Here is a 20789-nt window from a genome sequence, read left to right as displayed (position 1 = left end):
TTACTTTCCTCTCAAATAGTAATAAATTTCTTCAGGACTTCCTAAAGCCATTAGTTCCTGAAACTTGACTGTTTTTTTCAACTCTTGATAGATCTTACTTTCAGCAATGCCACGTTTTCGAGCTGTTTTGTTAACAGTCATCACGCCATCTGAAATAGTGACAAAGTCAAGTTCCTCAAATATTTGTATCATTTTAATCAGTAATATCTTAGGAATTGTTAAGTATTCTGACAATTGATTAAGTTTATGACGAATGTCAAAGCTTTCAAACTGGAAAATTGTTTTGTAGAGGTGAGCAAACTGTTCTCGTGTGCCATACCCTGTCAGGTAATAAGGATTTTTAATCGTATTTTTAAAATAAATTGCCTCATAATCATGCTTGATAAACAAATCTTTTAGAGTCTCTTCCTGCTCAGGAATGTCAGCAACAAGCACTATCTTACTATCAGGTGTTTCATTAATACTTGGAACATCAGAAGGCAAATAAGCTTTTTTAGCCCTTATATCAATTAGTTGAACCCCTTCAACTCTTGCATCAACAAGCATCAACTGAATGGTGGTGTTGCCATTCCATTTGTTAACGGATAATGTCACAACCATCTCAATATTTTGTAGTTGCTGAAATTCTTGTGCTAAATGACCTAATTGAAAGGCAACCACATCACAGTCAACATTGGCCTGAGTAATTCTTAGTTTAAGGTGACTATTCCCAGCTCCCATTGTTCTAACAGATTTGACTACAAAATCTTTAATCAAAAAAGTTGGTTTTTTGTTATCCATGCCAAAAGGGGCTAATTGGTCAAAACTTTTCAACAAGGGAAAATCAATACTGGCAAGATCTAACTCGCCATCAATATCAAGTGTATTTTTTTGAGAGGATTGAAGGTTATTGTCATAGATATCATCTATTATTGCTTTTGTTAAAGACTCTAGTTGACTGACTGCAATCGTCATGCCGGCCGCACCACTATGGCCACCAAAGGCAATAAATAAATCACCTTGCTTGTTTAATACTTCAAAGAGATTAAAACTATCAGGACTTCTACCACTTCCTTTTGCTGTGTCTCCATCAATGGTGAGAACAATAACTGGTTGGCTAATTTTTTCTAAAATCCGTCCGGCAACAATCCCAAGCACTCCAGGATGCCAGCCTTCTTTTGCTAAAATTTGAATAGGCTTTGAAGGATCAACCATTTGCATCGCTTCATCAAAAATAGATTGTACTAGGATTTTTCGCTCTTCATTTTTTTCTTGAATCATTAGAGCAATTTGCTGGGTTTCTTCTTCATCAAAACCAGTAAGTAACTCAATAGCAGGATTTGGATCATCCAGTCTTCCTAAAGCGTTTAATTGAGGTGCTAAAACAAAGCCAATCGTTTCTTCGGTGATACTGTCTCTTTCAACATTAGCTAAGTTAAGCAATTCTAACAACCCTAAACGCTCAGTATCTTTTAGAACACTTAAACCCATTTTAACGAGGGTTCGGTTTTCACCAGTTAGGCTGACCATATCAGCAATGGTTCCAATCGCTACTAAGTCTAACAATTCGGCTGGAATAGTTTCCAAAAGGGCACAAGCCAGTTTAAAAGCCACCCCACAGCCTGCTAAGTATTTAAAAGGATAGTCTGCACCTTTATGTTCTGGATGGATAATAGCATAGGCGTCAGGAAGTTCAGGTGGCATGCTATGATGATCCGTCACAATAACATCAACTCCCACCTCGTTAGCATAAGAGATAGCTTCATGACCAGATACGCCATTATCAACTGTCACAATAAGTGTGACTTGTTCTTGTTCGATATAATACTGATAAATGCTTTTATTTGGGCCATAACCATCAACAAAACGATTAGGCAAATAAATCAAACTTTCAGCACCCATGGCTTCGAAGGTTTCTTTTAAAATTGAGGCAGCAGTCATCCCATCTGCGTCATAATCACCATAAACCAAAATCTTTTCATTGGTTTCAACAGCTTGACGAATCCGATCAACTGCCTTTTTCATATCGTTTAATAAGTAGGGATCATGCAGCTGTGAGATATCTGTTGATAGAAAGTCTCTTAATGCTTCTTGAGTGTTAACTCCTCTACGATAGAGAATTTGACCAGCTAATAAACTAAGACCTTCTTTTTTAAAAAGCTTACTAGTATCATTCAAAGACTCTTCTTGTGGTAATAGCCAATTATATTTAGGTGTGATCATTTAAAATTAAAAACCTTCCTTGCTAACATATCAGATAGTTTAGGGAACAAGACATAACATTTATGAGCAATGTTTAAAAGGAATGGTAGATTTAGCTCACGTTTATTGGTTCCCATGATTTTAATGATTTTTGAAGCCACTTTATCAGGTTTTAGAGTAAATTTTTCCACCGTTTTTAAATAACTACCATCTGGATCTGCTCTATCAAAAAAATTGGTCTCAATTGGCCCTGGATTAACAGTAGTCACATAGACTTTATCGTTAGCAAGTTCAAGTCGAAGCGCATTTGAAAAACCAATCACAGCAAACTTTGTTGCGGAGTAAACGCTTGATTTGTTTGACGCAATAAGCCCCGCCATACTGGCAATATTGATAATATGGCCGTGCTTTTTTTGAGCCATTTTTTCACCGACTAATCTCGAAAATTGAATGGTCGCAATAGTATTAACATCAAACATTTCTCTTGTTTCATTAGTTTCAAAAGCGTTAAAGTTTTTAAATTCACCAAAGCCTGCATTGTTTATCATAACATCAACTTGACCAAACTCTTGATAAATCTCTTCTACAATCGCCTTAATAGCATGGTCATCACGAATATTAGGGGACTTGAAAAAAAGGTGATTCGATTCACCATAAATTTGATGGAGTTTTTCTTTCTGACGGCTTAGTAAAATCAATTTGTCACTAGTCGGTAATTGATGAACAATAGCTTGTGCTAATCCACCGCTGGCACCTGTGATGACAATAACTCTTGATTGTGTTTTATTCATTTGATTCTAATCTCTTCTAAATCCTTAACCACATGGGTGTTTTCGAAAATCGTTTTGGCATCTTTTTCTAATTGACGAATGTCCTTTGATAAAAAACGAGCACTCACGTGATTCAATAATAATTGTTTGACACCAGCTGCTTTAGCCACTTGGGCAGCTTGCATATTGGTTGAGTGGGCATGATTTCTAGCAATTTGTTCATCACCCTTACCGTAGGTTGACTCATGGACTAAAACATCAGCGCCTAAGGCTAATCGAATGCTGGCATCGGTTTTTCTTGTATCGCCTAAAATAGTAATCACTTTTCCCTTTTTAGGAGCTGATAGATAGTCCTTAGCATAAATGATTTCACCATTAGCAAGTGTGACATTGTTCCCGTTTTTAATTTGTCCAAATAATGGTCCAAAAGGAACACCTGCTTTTTTTAGACCTTCCGCATCTAGTGTGCCTTCTAAATCTTTTTGCATAACGCGGTACCCTATGCTAAGAATACTATGATCAAGTTTTTCGGCAAAAACGATAAATTTTTCAGATTCAAATATCTTACCTAATTGTTTTTCCTCTAATTCATGGAAGTGAATCCGGTAAGGGAGACGAGAACCTGTCACACGTAAGCTAGATAGAACATAACTTCTAATACCCACTGGACCAAAAATATCGATATCTGTTTGCTCATCGTTTGCTTGAAAAGCACGACTCGATAAAAAACCTGGAAGACCAAGAACATGATCGCCATGCAAGTGACTGATAAAAATTTTCCTTACTTTTCTCGGTTTAATCGTTGTTTCTAAAATTTGTCTTTGAGTGCCTTCACCACAATCAAACATCCAAATCTCATTTATTTCATCGAGTAACTTTAAAACAAGACTAGAAACGTTTCTTGCTTTTGAGGGCTGACCAGCACTTGTACCTAAAAATTGAATTTCCATACATCTCTATACTTTCTAATTTTTACTAATAATTGGTGTCAATATAAACAATTGCCTGTCTTTGGTTAAATTGGTAATATCTTTTTCCTGAATAAGCTTGAGCAGCTTCTAACAACTCATCTTCATTAAAACTTGCAATTTCAATAACATTATCTTTCAATTGCTTAATATCAGTAACTAAGAATTCTGTTTGAGAAACGAGCTTTGCATCTGTTTCATCAAATTCTTTTGCCATCATTTTAATCATATTATTTTCCACAAACACTTTATAGTGAGGGAAGATTTGGGCAATCTTTAATAGTAATTTCTCAGTAATCTCTGTCGGTTGTTCACTAAAAACTTGGGCAATTTCCTTCTCGTTTTCATAAGAAAAACCATAAGCTTCTCCTGATAGATTTAAGCGCACAAAAGGGGTTTTCTCTTCAAAGCTTGGATGTTCATTAAACAAATGAAGTGCTTTGCTTAGTTGAAAATAATAATCAGTAGCCGCCTTAGGCGATTGTTTTTGATAAATTTCAGAAAAATAAGCATTGATCACACTTGGTGGTGGCGTAATAAAGGAAATAATGTCTTTTTCATCTAAGTGGTTAAAGACTTGCTTTAAGTAATTATGATCAAGACTGGTAAAACCACCATAAGTCATTGCCAATTTAAGATAATCCATGATAGAGTGCCTCAATTTTCCATTTATTTTTTTCCGAGATATACCCTTTAATTTGTTGCTTATCTTCTGCTAAACTTATTTCGTCAATTAGTGCTAATTGACTTAGCTCAAAGATCTGATGGTTTTGTTCTAATGAAATTGTCAGTTCAAAGGGTTGAAAATGTTTTTTGATTTCACTAATAATGACAGATCGAATTGTTTGAGCAGCTTTAGCTGATTTAGCACAAACCATAACGCTTGGATGAAGATTTGGCACGAAATTATCGACTAAATCCATTTTATTATAAATGGCTAGTCTCGGAATATTAGCCATATCAAGCTCTTTTAATAACTCTAAGACAATTGTTTCTTGTTCAAGATAATTGGGGTCACTGGCATCAATGACATGAAGTAATAAGTCTACTTGACGACTTTCTTCTAGAGTTGATTTAAATGCAGCAACTAGCTCTGTTGGCAAATCTTGGATAAACCCAACCGTATCAGTCAATGTGGCTTGGAATCTGTCTTTAAGGTAAATTTGTTTTGTTGTTGCATCTAGGGTCGCAAACAACTCATCTGCCTCGTAGTGATTATTTTCAGTTAAAAGATTCATGATAGTAGATTTACCAGCATTGGTATAGCCAATCAAGCCGATATCAAATGACGTTGACCGAACCCGTTTTTCCCTAATTGTTTGGCGGTTCTTGGAAACTGTTTTTAACTTTCGTTCAATGTCAGTAATCTGATTTCTAATGGACCGGCGGTTTAATTCCAATTGACTCTCCCCTGGTCCACGACTTCCTATTCCACCAGCTTGACGACTCAACATAATTCCTTGGCCAACTAATCTCGGTAATAAATATTTTAGTTGGGCAAGCTGCACTTGTAACTTTCCCTCATGGCTTCTTGCTCTCATAGCAAAGATGTCTAAAATCAATTGCATACGATCAATCACTTTAACTCCAAGTTTTGTTTCAAGATTAATATTTTGTCTTGGTGTTAGGCGATTATTAACAATCACAGTGTCGATTTCTTGAGCATCAATTATTTGCTTAATCTCTTCAAGTTTGCCTTTTCCAATAAAGGTGCTAGTATCGTATCTTTCTCTTTTTTGAAAGTGACGTTCAATAACAAGTCCACCGGCTGTCTGTGCTAATTGTTCTAGCTCAAGCATCGACATCTCAAAATTTTTCTCATCAGGCAAGGACACTCCTAATAATATCACTCGTTCTTGCTCTTTCTTGGTTTCAATCATTAGTTGCCTCCTGTCTTTTAATCATCTTTTTATTATACCATAAAAAGCGGATGATTTCCTAACTAAAAAGAGGCATTAAGGGGCCTCTTTCTGATTTATAAAGTCTTCTACTTCTTGCTCTATACGTTCAAAGACATTGTTGTCATTCACTTGAAAAAAAGAAACATTCATACGATTCTTAAACCAGGTTAATTGACGTTTTGCAAATCTTCTTGTATTTTGTTTTAAATGATTAACAGCATCATCTAACGATTCTTTTCCTTCAAAGTAAGGAAAGAATTCCTTATAACCAATTCCTTTGGTTGCTTGAACATTTGGATAGGTATCATAAAGCCACTTAGCTTCTTCTAACAACCCTTGAGACATCATCTGATCGACTCGCTGATTTATCCGCTCATAGAGTTTTTCACGTTCATCATTAAGCCCAATAAGTAAGGCATCATATTGAGGAGGTTGATTTTCTAGGTCTTGTCCAAACTTAGCAATTTCTAATGCTCTGATGGCTCTCCTACGATTCAATTCTCGAATGGATAGATTTTCCTTTTCAACCATTGAAAATAGCTGATCATCACTAAACTCTGATAAATAGCGACGATACTCACTCAATTCTTGTTGATTGATCTCACCACCTAGATGATACCCTTCAAGTAAACTTTGAAGATAGAGACCTGTCCCACCGACAATGATTGGTATTTTGCCTTTTTCTGAAATTGACTGAATAGCTTTTTTGGCAGCTGTCACAAAGTCAAAAACAGAATAATTATCAGACGCATCAACCTCATCAATTAAGTAGTGTTTCACTTCTTCTTGTTCTTTTTTAGTCACTTTTGCTGTACCAATATTCAGCTGTCGATAGACCTGTTGGCTATCACCGCTAATAATCTCACCCTTATATTTTTTGGCAAGTTTAATTCCTAGAGCTGTTTTTCCGATAGCGGTTGGACCAAGAATAACAATAATTTTTGTTTTCATACCTTTTCCTTGAATTTTTAAGCTTTTTTCGTTAGTATATATTATAACATAAGAAAAAGGAGAATCCCTATGTCAAAAAAATATAGTTTCTTGAAGGGCGTGGCAACTGGTGTTACTGGTACTGCTTTAGCAGTTGCTGGTGCAGTATTTGCTGTTAAAAAAACCGTTATTGAACCAGAAGAAAAAAAGGCTGCATTTATTGAAGAAAATCGTAAAAAAGCTGCACGTAGACGTGTCTCACGCTAATGAAATAACTTGAAAAAGCAGGATTCATCTGAATCCTGCTTTTTTTGTTTCTTTAAAACGATTAAGCACTAACTTCTAATGACTCACCAATCTTATTAAGAGCTTCTTCCCACTCTTGTCTAGTTAAGCCATTTTCAGTAATATAGCGATTTTTTTCATGACGACGGCATTCCTTAGAGCACCCACGTAAGTACTTGTCTTCATTTTCTTTAGAAGTCAATAGTTGGCGATTACAAAATGGGTTGCCACAATTCACATAACGTTCACAAGGTGTCCCATCAAACCAATCAACACCAACAATTTTAGGATCTACTTGATTGATAGGAACAGCAATACGTTCGTCAAAAACATACATTTGACCATCCCATAGTTCACCCTTAACTTCAGGATCCTTACCATAAGTAGTAATACCACCATGCAATTGGCCTACTTCTTCAAAGCCTTCACGTAATAACCAGCCCGAGAATTTTTCACAGCGAACACCACCTGTACAGTAAGTAACGATTTTTTTATCCATGAATTTTTCTTTGTTGTCTCTAATCCATTTGGGTAATTCTCTAAAATTTCTGATTTCTGGTCTAACGGCACCACGAAAATGACCAAGATCATACTCATAATCATTACGAGCATCAATAACCACAGTATCCTCATCAAGAATAGCTTCCTTGAACTCCTTTGGAGATAAATATTTCCCTGTTAATTGAAGGGGATCAACATCATCTTCAAGACCTAGATGCACAATTTCACGTTTGTAGCGGACAAATATCTTTTTAAAAGCATCAGTTCTTTCTTCATCATACTTAAACCACAAATCAGCAAAACGTTCATCACTGTGAACATAGTCCATATATTTTTGAGTAGTTTCGTAATCCCCTGAAACTGTTCCATTAATTCCTTCATCAGAGATAATAATACGTCCTTTTAAGCCAATGCTTTTACAAAAAGCAAGATGCTCTTTTGCGTATTCTTGCGCGTTCTCAATTGGTGTGTATTTATAGTATAGTAGTACTCTTATTTTATCTGACAAAATTTTCTCCTCATTCATTAAAATAGTCACTTAGCAGTATACCTTTTTTTAAGAGATATAGCAACTTTTCAAACTGCAAACTATTGCTTTTAACATGGCTTCACTTTTCAATATTCTCTTCAATAAATCTGCTTAGTTCAGTTAAGCGAACTTATTTTTAGTTGACGGATAATAGAGAAAGTGTAAAATATTGACATAGAGAAAAATAAGAAAGGATGATCATATGATTATTGGTGTTCCTAAAGAAATTAAAACACATGAAAACCGCGTCGGACTAACACCAGCTGGGGTCCTCTCATTAAAACAACATGGCCACGAAGTAGTCATCGAAACAACTGCTGGTATTGGCTCTGGCTTTAGCGATGAAGAATACCTTGAACAGGGAGCAAAAATTGTTCAATCTGCCAAGGAAGCTTGGGATGTTGACCTTGTGATTAAAGTGAAAGAACCTCTTAAAGAAGAATTTGAATTTTTCAAGGAAGGTCTCATTCTCTTTACCTATCTTCACTTGGCCCCTGCTCCTGAATTGACAAAAGCACTTTTAGAGAGCAATATTATTGCTATTGCTTATGAAACAGTTGAAAAAGATGGACTCTTACCTCTTCTCAATCCAATGAGTGAGGTTGCTGGCCGTATGGCTGTACAAATTGGAACGCATTATCTTACTAAAATCAATGATGGTTTAGGGATCTTAATTGGTGGTGTTCCAGGTGTAAAAAAAGGAAAAGTTGTCATCATAGGTGGTGGCGTTGTTGGAACAAATGCCGCGCAAATGGCTGTTGGTTTAGGAGCAGATGTCACCATCTTAGATGTTAATCCTAAACGCTTAGCTGAACTCAACACACAATTTGGTAACAGTATCCAAACCTTAATGTCTAACCCACTTAATATTGCTAAAGAAGTTAAAGACGCCGATCTTCTTATCGGTGCAGTCTTAATTCCAGGTGCACGCGCTCCAAAATTAGTCACAAGTGAGATGATTGCTTCAATGAAAAAAGGATCTGTTGTGATTGACGTTGCCGTTGACCAAGGAGGAATCATCGAGACTGCAGATCATTCCACAACACACGATGAACCTGTTTATGTGGTTAATGGAGTCACACACTATGCTGTTGCTAATATGCCTGGTGCAGTACCAAGAACCTCCACTATCGCTTTAACTAACGTTACGCTTCCTTATGCGATTGAAATTGCTAATAAAGGCGTCCAACAAGCAATAAAAGATAATCAAGCACTTTTTAAAGGTGTTAATATCTATCAGGGCTTACTAACCAATGAATCAGTCGCTAAATCACTTGATTTGTTTTATTCCGAATTAAAACTTTAAAAAAAGAAGTTGCATTAGCAACTTCTTTTTAGTATTTCACGACTTCCAGCTCTTTTCCACCCAATAAAACTAAATATTTTTCAACTGTTTCAACTTGATAAGACTTTTCTAAAGCCTTAGCGTATAGACTCATTTGTTGTTGATACCGTTGTTTTATCACTGCTGCGTCTTTATAATGATCAGTTTTATAGTCAAAGAGAATAATTTTATCATCCAATTTGATAAACCCATCAATGATTCCTCTGATGACAAATGGTTCTTGACTTAAGGGATCTATTTCTAACATGGCAAAGGGAGCTTCGCGATACAACTTGTCAGTATTTTCAAGAATGAGTTGTCCAAGCTCTGTGTTAAAAAAGCTAAGAATTTTTGAAAGATCAATTTTTTCTTTCACCGCATTTGAAGCATCAACATAAGAAAGCGTCTCTTTAATCATTTCAGTTGTCACCTGATTAGTGATTGGCAAACGCTGCATCAATTCATGAACTGCTGAACCAATTTGTGTTGGTGAGACTTTTTGTTGGTTGGTAAAATCAGGAAAGCTAAAATCAAATGGCGCTTGGTATGTTTCCATAACGGCCATCTCATTTTTTTCCATAACAGGTTCATAAAATGCTTTTAGTTGACTAGGCGTTTTAACCATTGGTAGCTCTATCGCGGCTTGGTATTGCTTGTTTAGCTTATCAACGTTTTCCATGATTTCAAGAGCCCGTTTGATATCATCACTTTGTCTGTTGTCTGTCAAATCCTCAGTTGGAATAGGATTTGTTTGATCTAGTTTACCAATTTTATCTGGGCTAAGTTCTGATTGATCAACGTATCTCACAGAAAAAGTTGTTAAGGTATTTGGGAAGGCTTCTTTGACTGCTAATACCCAGTCTTGAAAACTAGCAAGACGTTCTCGACTAGCAGTTGTCAACTTACCAAATTTCTCTTGGCCATCGTAGCGATTTGATAATTTTTCTTGACTGCCTTTTCCAACCAGATACAGTTTTTTCTCGGCACGAGTCATTGCGACATAGAGTAACCGCATCTGCTCGGATAAACTAGCTAGAGTGAGCTCTTGCTGATTTTGTTGGTATGCTAGGGTCTTCATTGACACTAAGACATGAGGAAGCTTACTCTTATCAGCAAATGCTTCTTTCATATCAACTAATAATTTAATACCGATACCATGGTCCCGACTTAAAATCATTGGGGCTGTTTCGTCTCTCTTATCAAAACGTTTGTCCATATTTAGTAGAAAAACATAAGGAAATTGGAGCCCTTTACTTTTATGGATGGTCATAAGGCTAACCGCTTCTTTTGGAGCAACCACTTCTACATCAGCCAAATCATTTTCAGTCTCAATAATTTTATTAATCATTCTGATGAAACGAGACAATCCTTTAAAGCCTGTTGTTTCAAACTGATCAGCCCTAGTTGCAAGCGCATAGAGATTAGCTTGTCTTTGCTCACCATTTGGTAAAAGACCAACATAATCATAATAATGACGTTCCTGATAAATTTTCCAAATTAAATCATATAGGCTATGCGTTTTTGCATATGTACGCCATTTTTCGAGCTGCTTGTAAAAACGACTAACTTTCTCATAATCCTTAGTCCTAATCAGTTCAGGATGACTCCCTTTTTTATCAAGGGTCAATAATAGTTTTTCATACAAATAGGCCTTTTCTTTTTTATTGTTAACTTGAAGAGATAACCTCGTCATTTCATCCTCATCAAAGGAAAACATTGGTGATCGTAAAAGAGCAACCAAAGCATAATCATTTAAAGGATTATCAATCACTCTTAGTGTCTCCAACATCACCATAACCTCAACAGATTGAAGATAGTGTTGTTCCCCGCCATCTGATACTAAGGGAATGCCATGTTGTTCAAAGGTTCTAATAATGGCATTGTTACGTGTTCTTGAGGAGACAAGAAGTGTGATATCGTTAAAAGAAACTTTTTTCTCTTTGTGAAGCTTAATTATCTCTTTTGCCACGAGCTCAACTTCAAAAGTGGTCAGCTCATCTTCAGTGTCAGTCTCATCTTGGACACTATCAGTATTATAAATAAGGAACTCTGTCTTATTGTCACTATCAGTTGTGAGTTGCCTATCACTACCAGCGACAAGACTATGAGTATCATTATAATCAATATCGCCTACTTCTTCATCCATTAAACGTTTGAAGATAGCATTTGTTGCATCTAATACTTCAATCTGACTACGGAAATTTTCTTTAAGTAAAATAAGACACCCATTTTCGGGATTATCTTGATAATCTTTAAATTTCTGATTAAAAATTTGTGGATCCGCTTGACGAAAACGATAAATCGATTGTTTAATATCACCCACCATGAAACGATTGTGACCTGATGATAAAAGCTCAAGCATTTTTTCCTGACTATGATTGGTGTCTTGGTACTCATCAACCATTACTTCATGATATTTCGTTTGAAATGCTTGCCTAACGGCGTTGTTTTCTTCTAAAATTTGAATAGCAAAATGCCCAATGTCAGCAAATTCAAAAGCATTTTCTTGTTTTTTTCGTGCCAGATATTCTTGATGAAAATCTGCCATGAAGTCTTTTAAGAGGTCAATTAATGGCAGTGCTTGTTTTTGGTAGTAAACAATGGTTTCAATATGCTTGAATTGATTGATTAACTGATGTAGTTGCCCATACAGGCTATATTTTTGCCCAGCAACAGTGACATCGTTTCCTGCTGGTAATAATTCTTCAAGATTTAAAGCAAGCTGGGAGATGTTAACAGTCTCAAAAGCACCTTCAAGTTCCTGAGCAGTTTCTCTTAGAAACGTGTAAATCTTTTGGTGTTTTTTATAAGTCGCTGTGGGACTTCCTTGTTTAGTGGTTTGTTTGTAATCGGGAAGTTGTGTTAACTCTTCAAGCTGATTGGCCACATTTTGCATTTCTTGAAGGAATTTTTCAATCATCGTAGAAGGCAAATCATGACTTGTCACATATTTTTTTGCTCCCTGATCAAAAGTTGTTTCTAACCAATTTAGTGGATCACTAGTTGATTGGATAAATTGATGAATGGTATCAACCACCTGGTAAAAAGCCTTGGCATCTTTTCTTTGACCTGAAAAATTAATGACCACCTTTGAAAATAGTTCTGCTTTTTCACTGCTCATATAGCGATCAAATAAATGATCAAAAACATCATGTTTAATGATATCTTGTTCGCTTTTGTCTTGAAGAATACGAAATTGAGGGGAAATACCAAGTAAATAACCATATTGACTCACTACTTTTTGAGTGAAAGCATCCATAGTACCAATATCAGCGTGTTGTAAGGCAGCAATTTGTAGTGACAAGTGGCGTCTGATAGCATTATCAGTTGTTTCTTTAATCTCTTGGGTCAATTTCTGTTCTAAACGTTCTTTTAGCTCACTAGCTGCCTTAACCGTAAAGGTTGAAATGAAGAGTTCATCAATCCCCACTCCTCTTTTTAATTTATCAATAATGCGCTCAACCATAACAAATGTTTTTCCAGAACCAGCAGAGGCTGAGACTAAAATATTTTGGCCATGACTGTAAATGGCTTCAATTTGTTCTTTTGTTCTTTTTTGTGTTTTGTCTGAAAGCATTTCTTCTTTTTGAAGAGCCGTTATTTCAGCTTTTGTTAAAAAAGGATGGTGTGTCATTGCTCAATCTCTCCTTTCATTTGTTCTAGAATAATTTTTTGTTGCTCAGCACGTGGGAAGCTTTTTAATTGGCGAGCGTTTGATAGATGCTGATTGGCCTCAAAACGAGTGATAGCCTTAAACTGTTCACCTGTGACTGATTTATTATCTTTGGTGTATGGATTAATGGCAAAATGACCTGATAAAATTTTCTTAGCCGCTTCTTTGTATAGTTTTTCATTGTAAGCTAGCATTAGCTCTAACGCCTCATTAGAAAAAGTTGAACGCTTACTAGCATAAAGATGATTTAATCCTTGAGTATTGTCTTCTAAAAATAATCCTTTGTACTTTAATTCTTGTAAGGATTGGGACAAGACATCATCAACTGATTTTGTTTTGTCAAGAGCAATAATCGGGTTCTTCATATGCAGGTACATGGCTCCAAAAATATTGTTCATTTTTGAAAACTCTTTTGTATTTCTTAAAGCCGCTATATAAGTGATGAGTTGAGGGCTTAGACGATTATAAAAATCAGCTAACTGAAATTTTTTATCACTTGATTTATAATCAACGACACCATAACTGTCAGTTGCTGATAGGTAATCAAGCCGATCAATTTTTCCTTTGATATTAAGGTTTCTACCATCTCCTAAGTCAAGAGTATTTTGGTTGTCATTACCAAAAACGAGTTCTTCTGCGACAACTTCTATAGCAGGATTATTTTTTAAAATTGTTGCTGTTGCTTGAGCAATCGTCCTTAGCATCGTTTTTGAAAACTGACTTTGGGCATCTTGTTGGTAAAGGGAGAGAAAAATTGGTTCAAGGCTTGCTTTTTCAATCGCCAAAGAAAGTTTCCTATCAAAATTATCTGAACTCTTATCATCCATAAACAATTCAAAAATTCGATGAAGAAAGTTCCCATGTTGACTGGCGTCAGGATGAATAGAGGCAGGTTCTTTCAAACCAAGCACATACTTCAAGAAGTACTTGTATTCATTCTCATAAAAATCTGTTAGTGCAGAAGCTGATAATTGCAGAGGCTTATCTTTTGGAAATTGAACAGCTAAAGTTTCCTCTGCCAAAGGAGTAACCGCTAAATCTTCCTGAGGAGTAGGTAAGAAAAGGCCATCAGTTGCCAGTTTTTGTTTTAAAACACGCACAGCAACAGACCAAAAGGTTGCTTCTTCTTTGCTAAAACTTTCTTTTTGAATGTCATCTTGGTAAAAATCAACAAGGCGACTTAAAAGACCGCTATAGCTACCTAGATCATCCGGATTGATAGCTGTTGTTTCTTTATTTTTTTCAATGACTGGAAGACCAATCTTTTTAAGAAGTTGCAAGTAAGGTGACATCAATTCTTGATTATCATTAATCACACTTGGGCTAGATAAGACCAATTCTTTTGTTGCAGCATTCATCAAAGAAAGTGCTACCAAGTGATTTTTCTTATGCATTTCTTGACTAGCAATATCAAAACGGGCGATTTTTGTGGTTGTTTGATTAATAATAAGTCGTTCTTCGTCTGTTAACAAACTTGTATTTTTAGACACTTTAGGGAAATGGGATTGACTAAGACCAATGGCAAAAATGAATTGGTTGGTGTGTGGTTCAATTAAATCGTAGGACTTCACATTAACAACATCTAAAGTAGCTGGTACGATACGATAATTAGCTGACAACATCCCTGTTCTAAGAAAGCCTAAAAACTCTGACTGACTTAATTTTTCATCTTTAAAGATGGTTTGGAATTGCTCTAAAATATGAAGGAAGGTCTTCCAGACTTCTTCATGTTTTTCAGCTTCTTCTTGGCTTGATGACAGTGCAATCTTTTCTAGATGGCTGTTTAGCTCAAGATCAGTTAATAGTTTAATCAGATTATTCAATAATCCTTTTGCGGTCCTACTTTGGCTATTAAAGAAGGTTAAAAGAGGTGCCATGACTCTTTCTCTAATATCATTTAACTGAGAAAGGTCAAACTGACCACCATTATCATAAGTAAAGGAACGTGAAAAAGCAGCTTTCCCCTTGATATCGGCATAATTGATATACTGCTCAAAAAGATCTATTTCCATTTGTGAAAATTGACCATACAAGCCTGATTTAAGAAGATTAAGTAAATCCTCAGCTTGAAAACGATAACGTTTTAATCGCTCAAGAGCATCGACAAAATGAACAAGAGGATGATGACTCATCGACTCAGGTTTTGAAAGATAGAAAGGAATCTGATACTTGTCAAAAATAGTTTTAATGGAGAGATAGTAACTATCCACATCACCTAAAAGAACCAGTATATCCTTATAGCGGTAGCCCGCATGAAGTTTCGCACGAATGGCTTTGGCTACTTGTTCAATTTCTTCTTTTTGGTGGGAGACTTCCCAAATAGTAAGAGGGGACTCCTCAGGAACTTCAAGAGTTAGAGGTGTATTAGAAAAATCATGGTAACTTTCAACAGTTTTTGAAAGGTTTGCAAAAAAAGTGTTTGATTCATTCGCTATGTAAGCAGGTTTGACTAAAAAAACAGAAGCTAAATGTCTTAAAAAATCAACCCCAGCTTGATAAATGTTTCCTTCTGAATAGTTCAAACGATAAGCCTTTTTACTAGCGTAAGTGCCAATAACAATCTCACTTGTCTTTTCCTCTAATAACTGAACAAGAAATTCTTCTTCTGCCGAAAATCTTGTAAAGCCATCAATAATGAGAACAACATCTTTTAAAGCATCATCAAGAAAACCCGATAGGACTTGATTAGAGAAGTGAGTGATTGGTGATAACATTTCAAATTGATTTTCTTGAAGCTCTTTTTCCAATTCAGTAAAAATAGCAATCAAGTCTTTGAATTTAAGATTATCGATCTCAGTTAACTCATAAAAACTCATATTGGCTGATTTGAATTCTTGATAAAGAGTAACTAATTGTTCTATAAAATTGGGATCTTTTTTTAGTAGGCCATAAATCGGTAAGTCTTCTTGATTAAAATGAGACAAGACCTTTTGAAAAAGCATAAAAAGACCGATATCATCAAGGCTTGTTGATCTAACAGTGGTGTTAAGCGTAAAATAACGTGCCATTTGGGCAAAGCGCGTAATCGTAATAGCAAAAGAAGCCTGTTCAGGTAGTAAACTCAGTACACGACGTTCCTTCTCAAAGGAAAGAGAGTTTGGTGCAATATAAAAAACTCTTTTCCCTTTCAACGCATAATCATGCGCTTGTTTGGCTAAAACGTCAGACATATCATTATAAATATCGGTGTATAATAATTTCATTTGGTCACCTATCTCTAACTTTCTTAGTTATTATTATAGCAAAAAAGCCCACTAAGTGGGCTGAAATAATCAGAATTGAGCGATTAACCATAAGCTTGTTATTGGTCGAACTGACTAAGATACTCATAGCGTTCATATTTTTCTAATAATAACTCATTTTTTTCATCTAACTCTTTTTGAAGACTAGCGAGTTGACTATAATCACTAGATGCTTCAAGCATTTGTTTTTCTATCTCAGTGATACTTGTTTCTAGTTCTTCAATGATTTCTTCAATACTTTCCCATTCTTGTTTTTCAAAGTACGATAGACGCTTTTTCTCTTTATTTGTAGCTGTATCAGATACAGTTTTTACTTTAGTCTCTTTTGAGTTGTCTTCTCTTAAACGATTCTGAAAAGCTTTCTCATCTAGATAATCAGTATAGTTACCAAAAAACGTTTTGATGGTATTTTCTTCGAAAGCCAAAATCTTAGTTGCCACTTTATCAAGAAAGTAACGGTCATGACTGACAGTAATAACTGGGCCACTAAAACCTTGTAAAAAGCGTTCAAGAACAGTTAAGGTTGCAATATCTAAATCATTGGTCGGCTCGTCTAGTAAGAGAACATTTGGTTTTTCAATTAATAGTTTTAGGAGGTACAAACGCTTCTTTTCACCTCCAGATAATTTTGAAATCAAGGTGCCATGACTAGATCTTGGGAATAAAAACTGCTCTAACAGTTCACTAACACTTGTCACACCAACCTTTGTTTTCACTTCATCAGCAACTTCTTGAAGATAATTAATAAGGCGTTTATTCTCATTCATCCCTTTAATCTGCTGAGAAAAGTAACCAATTCTCACCGTTTCACCAATAGAAAGATTACCCGAATTTGGTACAAGGTCACCTGAAATCAAGTTAAGAAGGGTTGATTTCCCAACACCATTGTCACCAACAATACCAATCCTATCTTTATTTTGGATTAATAAATTAAAGTCGTTAATAATCGGTTTATCGGGATAGGAAAAAGAGACATTCTCAAAGGAAATAACTTTTTTCCCAATACGACTCGTATCAAAATTAATTTCTAGGCTATCTGATGTTAAATCGTTTTTAACTTCTTTTTCAAGTTTTTCAAAACGATTAATTCGTGCTTGTTGTTTTGTCGCTCTCGCTTGTGGTTGCGTACGCATCCAAGCCAGTTCTTGCTTGTAGAGTTGCTTTTTCTTGTGAAGAGTACTTACTTCTCTTTCGTCTTGTTCTGCTTTTAAGCGAACATAATCTTGATAATTCCCTTGATACTCCGTTAACTTGGCATTGGCTAATTCAAAAATACGAGTAGCTATCGCATCTAGAAAATAACGATCATGGGTAATAAAAAGAACTGTTTTTCGACTATTTTTTAGATAATCTGTCAACCAAGAAATGGTATCAATATCAAGATGGTTTGTCGGCTCATCTAGTAATAACAGGTCACTGTTTGATAACAGTACTTGAGCCAGCTGAACCCTTCTTCTCAGTCCCCCTGAGAGATTATTAATGGTTTGCGTGAGATTGTTAATGCCAAGTTTTGACAAAACCGTTTTAACATCGCTTTCAATTGACCAGGCATCACTAGCGGTCATTTCAACCATTACTTTTTCCAAACGTTCTTGATTAGCCTCAGAATAGTCCATCATAAGGGATTCATATTCTTTAATCAATCTCATTTCTTTTAAATCAGCTGATAACACCGTATCAAGAATGGTTTTCGACTCTTCAAATACAGGATTTTGTTTGAGATAAGCGATTTGATAACCATTAGCATGTGAAAAAGGTGAGGTGTCGCCATCAAAACCCAAGTTCCTTGAGAGAACTTCTAAAAGTGTCGTTTTTCCTGTGCCATTGACTCCAATAATCCCTATCCGATCAAGAGGGTGAATCATAAAAGAGATTTCTTTAAAAACCGTTTTATCGCCAATTGTTTTTGTAAGGTTATCAACTAAAAAATCACTCACCTGCTAATCTCCTTTCAACAAAGCTTAAAATAGCGTCTTCAGTATTATCCAAATGGCCAGCAACCATTTGACTTTCAATCTCACTTAAGAGTTTTCCTAGTTTTGGACCTGGTTCTAGTTGATACAATGCCATTAGTTGACTACCATTTACAAGAATTTCTCTTTTGTTATGAATGGTTAGTTGACGATCTATTTCAACAATTTTGTCGTAGTTAAATGATAAGCCTTTTGCTTCACGCAAGGATTCTACTTGTTTAATGATTTCTTTACCGAAACGATAGACATCTTGTCTTGAAATCTCACGTTCAAGACGAATTTGATAAACAGTTACCAGATTCTCTACAGTTTTTTGGAAGTCATTTGACGTTTTCCATTGTTTAAGAAAGGGTTTAATCGTTTTTGTGTTAAGACTAATCAATAAATAAGCCCAGGCCTGCTCAGAACTCTCAAAGTGAAAATGAAAAGGCAGATCATTAAGCATAACCTCTAACTGTTTTTTACTATTTTTTAATTCTGGTAAAAACTGATAGACATTACTTGAAACTAGTTGTGCTAAGCCTTTTTGCCAAAAAGGGGCCATTAGTAATTTATCGAGTTCAATGAAAATCCGTTCTACAGAAATTCTTTCCAGTAAGAAAGTATTGTCTATCATTGCTGCTAGTGTTTTCTCTTCAATGGAGAAGCCCAAACTAGCCATAAAACGAAGTCCTCTCATGATTCGTAAGGCATCTTCATTAAATCGCTCTTTGGCATCACCAACAGCTCTTAACGTTTTTTCCTCTAAATCTTTTAGTCCACCAAATAAATCAATGACTTCTGATGTATGATTTAATGCAAAAGCATTGACAGTAAAATCTCTTCTTTTCAAATCTTCTTTAAGAGAGCGCACAAAATGAACCTGACTTGGCCTACGATAGTCAACATAAGCTTCCTCAGTTCTAAATGTTGTTATTTCATATTCTTCATCTTCTTCAAGCACTAAAATTGTACCGTGCTCAATACCAACATCAACTGTCCTAGAAAAAATTTTTTTAATTTCTTCAGGATAAGCACTTGTTGCGATGTCAACATCATGAATCGGTCGCTCTAAGATAGCGTCTCTAACACTGCCTCCGACAAAATAGGCTTCATATCCAGACTCTTTAATCTTAGATAAAATAGGTAAAGCCTTCTGAAATTCAGAAGGCAACGTTTTTAATCTCATCATTTTTCCCAACTATCTTTTAATGATTAAATAAATGCGTTACAATAAAAAGATTATTACTAATAATTTTTATTTATACTTAGAAACTGGAGAAAATGCAATAGCAACAGCGCCTTTTCCTAAATGAGCAGCAATGACACTACTAAAAGTAGTTACTGACACCTCGCCAGAAAAATTAGAATTTAAAAGTAATTCTTTTAATTTTTCTGCCTTTTCTATAGCATCTGAGTGAACGATTGAAACGTCAAAATGACCATGTAAAGTGGCTTCATTTAAAATTTCAATCAAACGATTATGCGCTTTTTTCTCGGTTCTAACTCTTTCATAAAGTTCTAAAGTGCCATTATTAAAGTAGATGATTGGTTTAATGCTTAAAAGATTACCAATTAAAGCAGAACCATTTGACAAACGTCCACCTTTTACGAGATGATTTAAGTCATCCACGACAACATATGCTCCCGTCTCAGGAATTTGTTGCATTAAATCCTCTTCAATAACTGAAAATGAATGACCAGCCTCATAAGAAGCAATGGTATTTTCAACAAGCATTCTAAGCGGAAAACTAGATGTTTTAGTGTCAGGAAAACGAATCGTTAAATGACTATACTCATCAACTAAATAATGAATATTTTGATAGAAGCCAGAAATACCACTCGATAAAAATAGACCAATCACATGAGTATAGTTTTCCTTTGAAAGATAAGCCAATACATCATCCAAATCAGCTAGACTTGGTTGACTAGTCGTTGGAAAGTCTTTAGCCTTTTCAATTTTTTCATAGAATTCATCAATAGTTAAATTTTTGCCTTCTATAAAGGTTTCGTTATCAATAATAACCGGTATATCTAAGACAAATACATTATCTTTCTTCTTAAAATGCTCATCTAAATTAGCAGACGAGTCTGTAATAACAGCTAATTTCATTAATTAAAACTCCAAATTTAAACCAGCTCTATCAAGAGCAATCTCTGATACCTCATAGGTTAATCTTTTAAGAACATCCAGTAAAGGAGATGCCAAATCTTTAGCCTCTTCTTGCGAAAATTCATTTGGTTGATTAACGATACGATCTTTAATCATATTTAGCTGAGAAATCATGCCGCTAACAACAAACTCTTCTTGAACAATAATGAATTGAAGGGTTGAAACAATAGTAGTTTGTTTATTTTTCATATCTTTTTCAATTAACTTAAATTTTACTTCGACTGTTGTTTCAGGCGTACCATTTTCTTTTTCCCACTCTAAATTGCGAGCATCGTAATGATATTGGTTTACAAATTCTTTTTGACGAACAATTTCCATCTTTTTCTCCTTACTAACAATTACTGTTTATTATAGCATAAT

The 20789-nt window shown here is 35.3% G+C and carries 15 protein-coding genes; 2 read left to right on the top strand and 13 right to left on the bottom strand.

The genetic code is table 11. The features are described from left to right. The 6 genes from recJ to miaA form a co-directional block, all read right to left on the bottom strand. A complete protein-coding gene (gene recJ / locus JHK62_RS02020) occupies window positions 1-2202 on the bottom strand; it encodes a single-stranded-DNA-specific exonuclease RecJ (RefSeq protein ID WP_199575009.1) in 2202 nt (733 codons plus the stop codon). Beyond that, window positions 2199-2972, bottom strand: a complete 774-nt coding sequence (locus JHK62_RS02015) for an SDR family NAD(P)-dependent oxidoreductase (RefSeq protein WP_199575008.1) — start codon at window positions 2970-2972, stop codon at window positions 2199-2201. Before JHK62_RS02015 ends, recJ begins: the two co-directional genes overlap by 4 nt. After that, complete coding sequence (rnz, locus tag JHK62_RS02010) at window positions 2969-3901, bottom strand: ribonuclease Z (protein WP_199575007.1); 933 nt, start codon at window positions 3899-3901, stop codon at window positions 2969-2971. The genes JHK62_RS02015 and rnz overlap by 4 nt, the downstream gene beginning before the upstream one ends. 25 nt (window positions 3902-3926) lie before the next feature. Further along, on the bottom strand, window positions 3927-4565 hold the full coding sequence (locus JHK62_RS02005; protein WP_199575006.1) for a cystathionine beta-lyase: 639 nt from the start codon (window positions 4563-4565) through the stop codon (window positions 3927-3929). Continuing rightward, window positions 4552-5799, bottom strand: a complete 1248-nt coding sequence (hflX, locus tag JHK62_RS02000; protein WP_199575005.1) for a GTPase HflX — start codon at window positions 5797-5799, stop codon at window positions 4552-4554. The genes JHK62_RS02005 and hflX overlap by 14 nt, the downstream gene beginning before the upstream one ends. A 75-nt stretch (window positions 5800-5874) precedes the next feature. Then, window positions 5875-6771 carry a tRNA (adenosine(37)-N6)-dimethylallyltransferase MiaA gene (miaA, locus tag JHK62_RS01995; RefSeq protein WP_199575004.1) on the bottom strand — a complete coding sequence of 299 codons (897 nt, stop codon included), beginning with the start codon at window positions 6769-6771 and terminating at the stop codon, window positions 5875-5877. Window positions 6772-6840: 69 nt separating this feature from the next. On the opposite strand from miaA, the gene JHK62_RS01990 reads away from it, so the two are divergent. Then, window positions 6841-7017: a DUF3042 family protein gene (locus JHK62_RS01990; protein ID WP_199575003.1), complete on the top strand. Its 177-nt coding sequence runs from the start codon at window positions 6841-6843 to the stop codon at window positions 7015-7017. 61 nt (window positions 7018-7078) lie between these two features. Here the strand turns inward: JHK62_RS01990 and trhO are convergent, their stop codons facing one another. Beyond that, window positions 7079-8044: an oxygen-dependent tRNA uridine(34) hydroxylase TrhO gene (gene trhO / locus JHK62_RS01985; RefSeq protein ID WP_199575002.1), complete on the bottom strand. Its 966-nt coding sequence runs from the start codon at window positions 8042-8044 to the stop codon at window positions 7079-7081. A gap of 223 nt (window positions 8045-8267) precedes the next feature. Between trhO and ald the strand changes: the two genes are divergently transcribed. Beyond that, window positions 8268-9371, top strand: coding sequence for an alanine dehydrogenase (gene ald / locus JHK62_RS01980; RefSeq protein ID WP_199575001.1), 1104 nt, complete (start codon window positions 8268-8270; stop codon window positions 9369-9371). Between the two features lie 28 nt (window positions 9372-9399). On the opposite strand, the gene addA is transcribed toward ald, so the two are convergent. The 6 genes from addA to JHK62_RS01950 all read right to left on the bottom strand — a co-directional run bounded on the left by addA (window position 9400) and on the right by JHK62_RS01950 (window position 20747). Continuing rightward, window positions 9400-13023, bottom strand: coding sequence for a helicase-exonuclease AddAB subunit AddA (gene addA / locus JHK62_RS01975; protein ID WP_199575000.1), 3624 nt, complete (start codon window positions 13021-13023; stop codon window positions 9400-9402). Beyond that, window positions 13020-16265, bottom strand: coding sequence for an ATP-dependent nuclease subunit B (gene rexB / locus JHK62_RS01970; protein WP_199574999.1), 3246 nt, complete (start codon window positions 16263-16265; stop codon window positions 13020-13022). The genes addA and rexB overlap by 4 nt, the downstream gene beginning before the upstream one ends. A gap of 98 nt (window positions 16266-16363) precedes the next feature. Beyond that, window positions 16364-18241 carry an ATP-binding cassette domain-containing protein gene (locus JHK62_RS01965; protein WP_199574998.1) on the bottom strand — a complete coding sequence of 626 codons (1878 nt, stop codon included), beginning with the start codon at window positions 18239-18241 and terminating at the stop codon, window positions 16364-16366. After that, window positions 18234-19445, bottom strand: a complete 1212-nt coding sequence (locus JHK62_RS01960) for a CCA tRNA nucleotidyltransferase (RefSeq protein ID WP_199575240.1) — start codon at window positions 19443-19445, stop codon at window positions 18234-18236. The genes JHK62_RS01965 and JHK62_RS01960 overlap by 8 nt, the downstream gene beginning before the upstream one ends. A gap of 69 nt (window positions 19446-19514) precedes the next feature. Continuing rightward, the gene (locus tag JHK62_RS01955) at window positions 19515-20369 is read right to left on the bottom strand and encodes a DegV family protein (RefSeq protein ID WP_199574997.1); all 855 of its coding nucleotides are present in this window, start codon (window positions 20367-20369) and stop codon (window positions 19515-19517) included. Window positions 20370-20372: 3 nt separating this feature from the next. After that, entirely contained in the window at window positions 20373-20747 is a 375-nt protein-coding gene (locus JHK62_RS01950) for a DUF1149 family protein (protein WP_199574996.1), read from the bottom strand. Window positions 20748-20789 lie beyond the last annotated feature (42 nt).

Source organism: Streptococcus pacificus (assembly GCF_016481305.1).
Lineage (GTDB): Bacteria > Bacillota > Bacilli > Lactobacillales > Streptococcaceae > Streptococcus > Streptococcus pacificus.
This window is presented reverse-complemented; position numbering and strand designations above follow the sequence as displayed.

Coding starts and splice junctions, on each gene's coding strand:
- recJ (WP_199575009.1), bottom strand. CDS start 2,202: ATGATCACACCTAAATATAATTGGCTATTACCACAAGAAGAGTCTTTG.
- JHK62_RS02015 (WP_199575008.1), bottom strand. CDS start 2,972: ATGAATAAAACACAATCAAGAGTTATTGTCATCACAGGTGCCAGCGGT.
- rnz (WP_199575007.1), bottom strand. CDS start 3,901: ATGGAAATTCAATTTTTAGGTACAAGTGCTGGTCAGCCCTCAAAAGCA.
- JHK62_RS02005 (WP_199575006.1), bottom strand. CDS start 4,565: ATGGATTATCTTAAATTGGCAATGACTTATGGTGGTTTTACCAGTCTT.
- hflX (WP_199575005.1), bottom strand. CDS start 5,799: ATGATTGAAACCAAGAAAGAGCAAGAACGAGTGATATTATTAGGAGTG.
- miaA (WP_199575004.1), bottom strand. CDS start 6,771: ATGAAAACAAAAATTATTGTTATTCTTGGTCCAACCGCTATCGGAAAA.
- JHK62_RS01990 (WP_199575003.1), top strand. CDS start 6,841: ATGTCAAAAAAATATAGTTTCTTGAAGGGCGTGGCAACTGGTGTTACT.
- ald (WP_199575001.1), top strand. CDS start 8,268: ATGATTATTGGTGTTCCTAAAGAAATTAAAACACATGAAAACCGCGTC.
- addA (WP_199575000.1), bottom strand. CDS start 13,023: ATGACACACCATCCTTTTTTAACAAAAGCTGAAATAACGGCTCTTCAA.
- rexB (WP_199574999.1), bottom strand. CDS start 16,265: ATGAAATTATTATACACCGATATTTATAATGATATGTCTGACGTTTTA.
- JHK62_RS01960 (WP_199575240.1), bottom strand. CDS start 19,445: ATGAGATTAAAAACGTTGCCTTCTGAATTTCAGAAGGCTTTACCTATT.
- JHK62_RS01955 (WP_199574997.1), bottom strand. CDS start 20,369: ATGAAATTAGCTGTTATTACAGACTCGTCTGCTAATTTAGATGAGCAT.
- JHK62_RS01950 (WP_199574996.1), bottom strand. CDS start 20,747: ATGGAAATTGTTCGTCAAAAAGAATTTGTAAACCAATATCATTACGAT.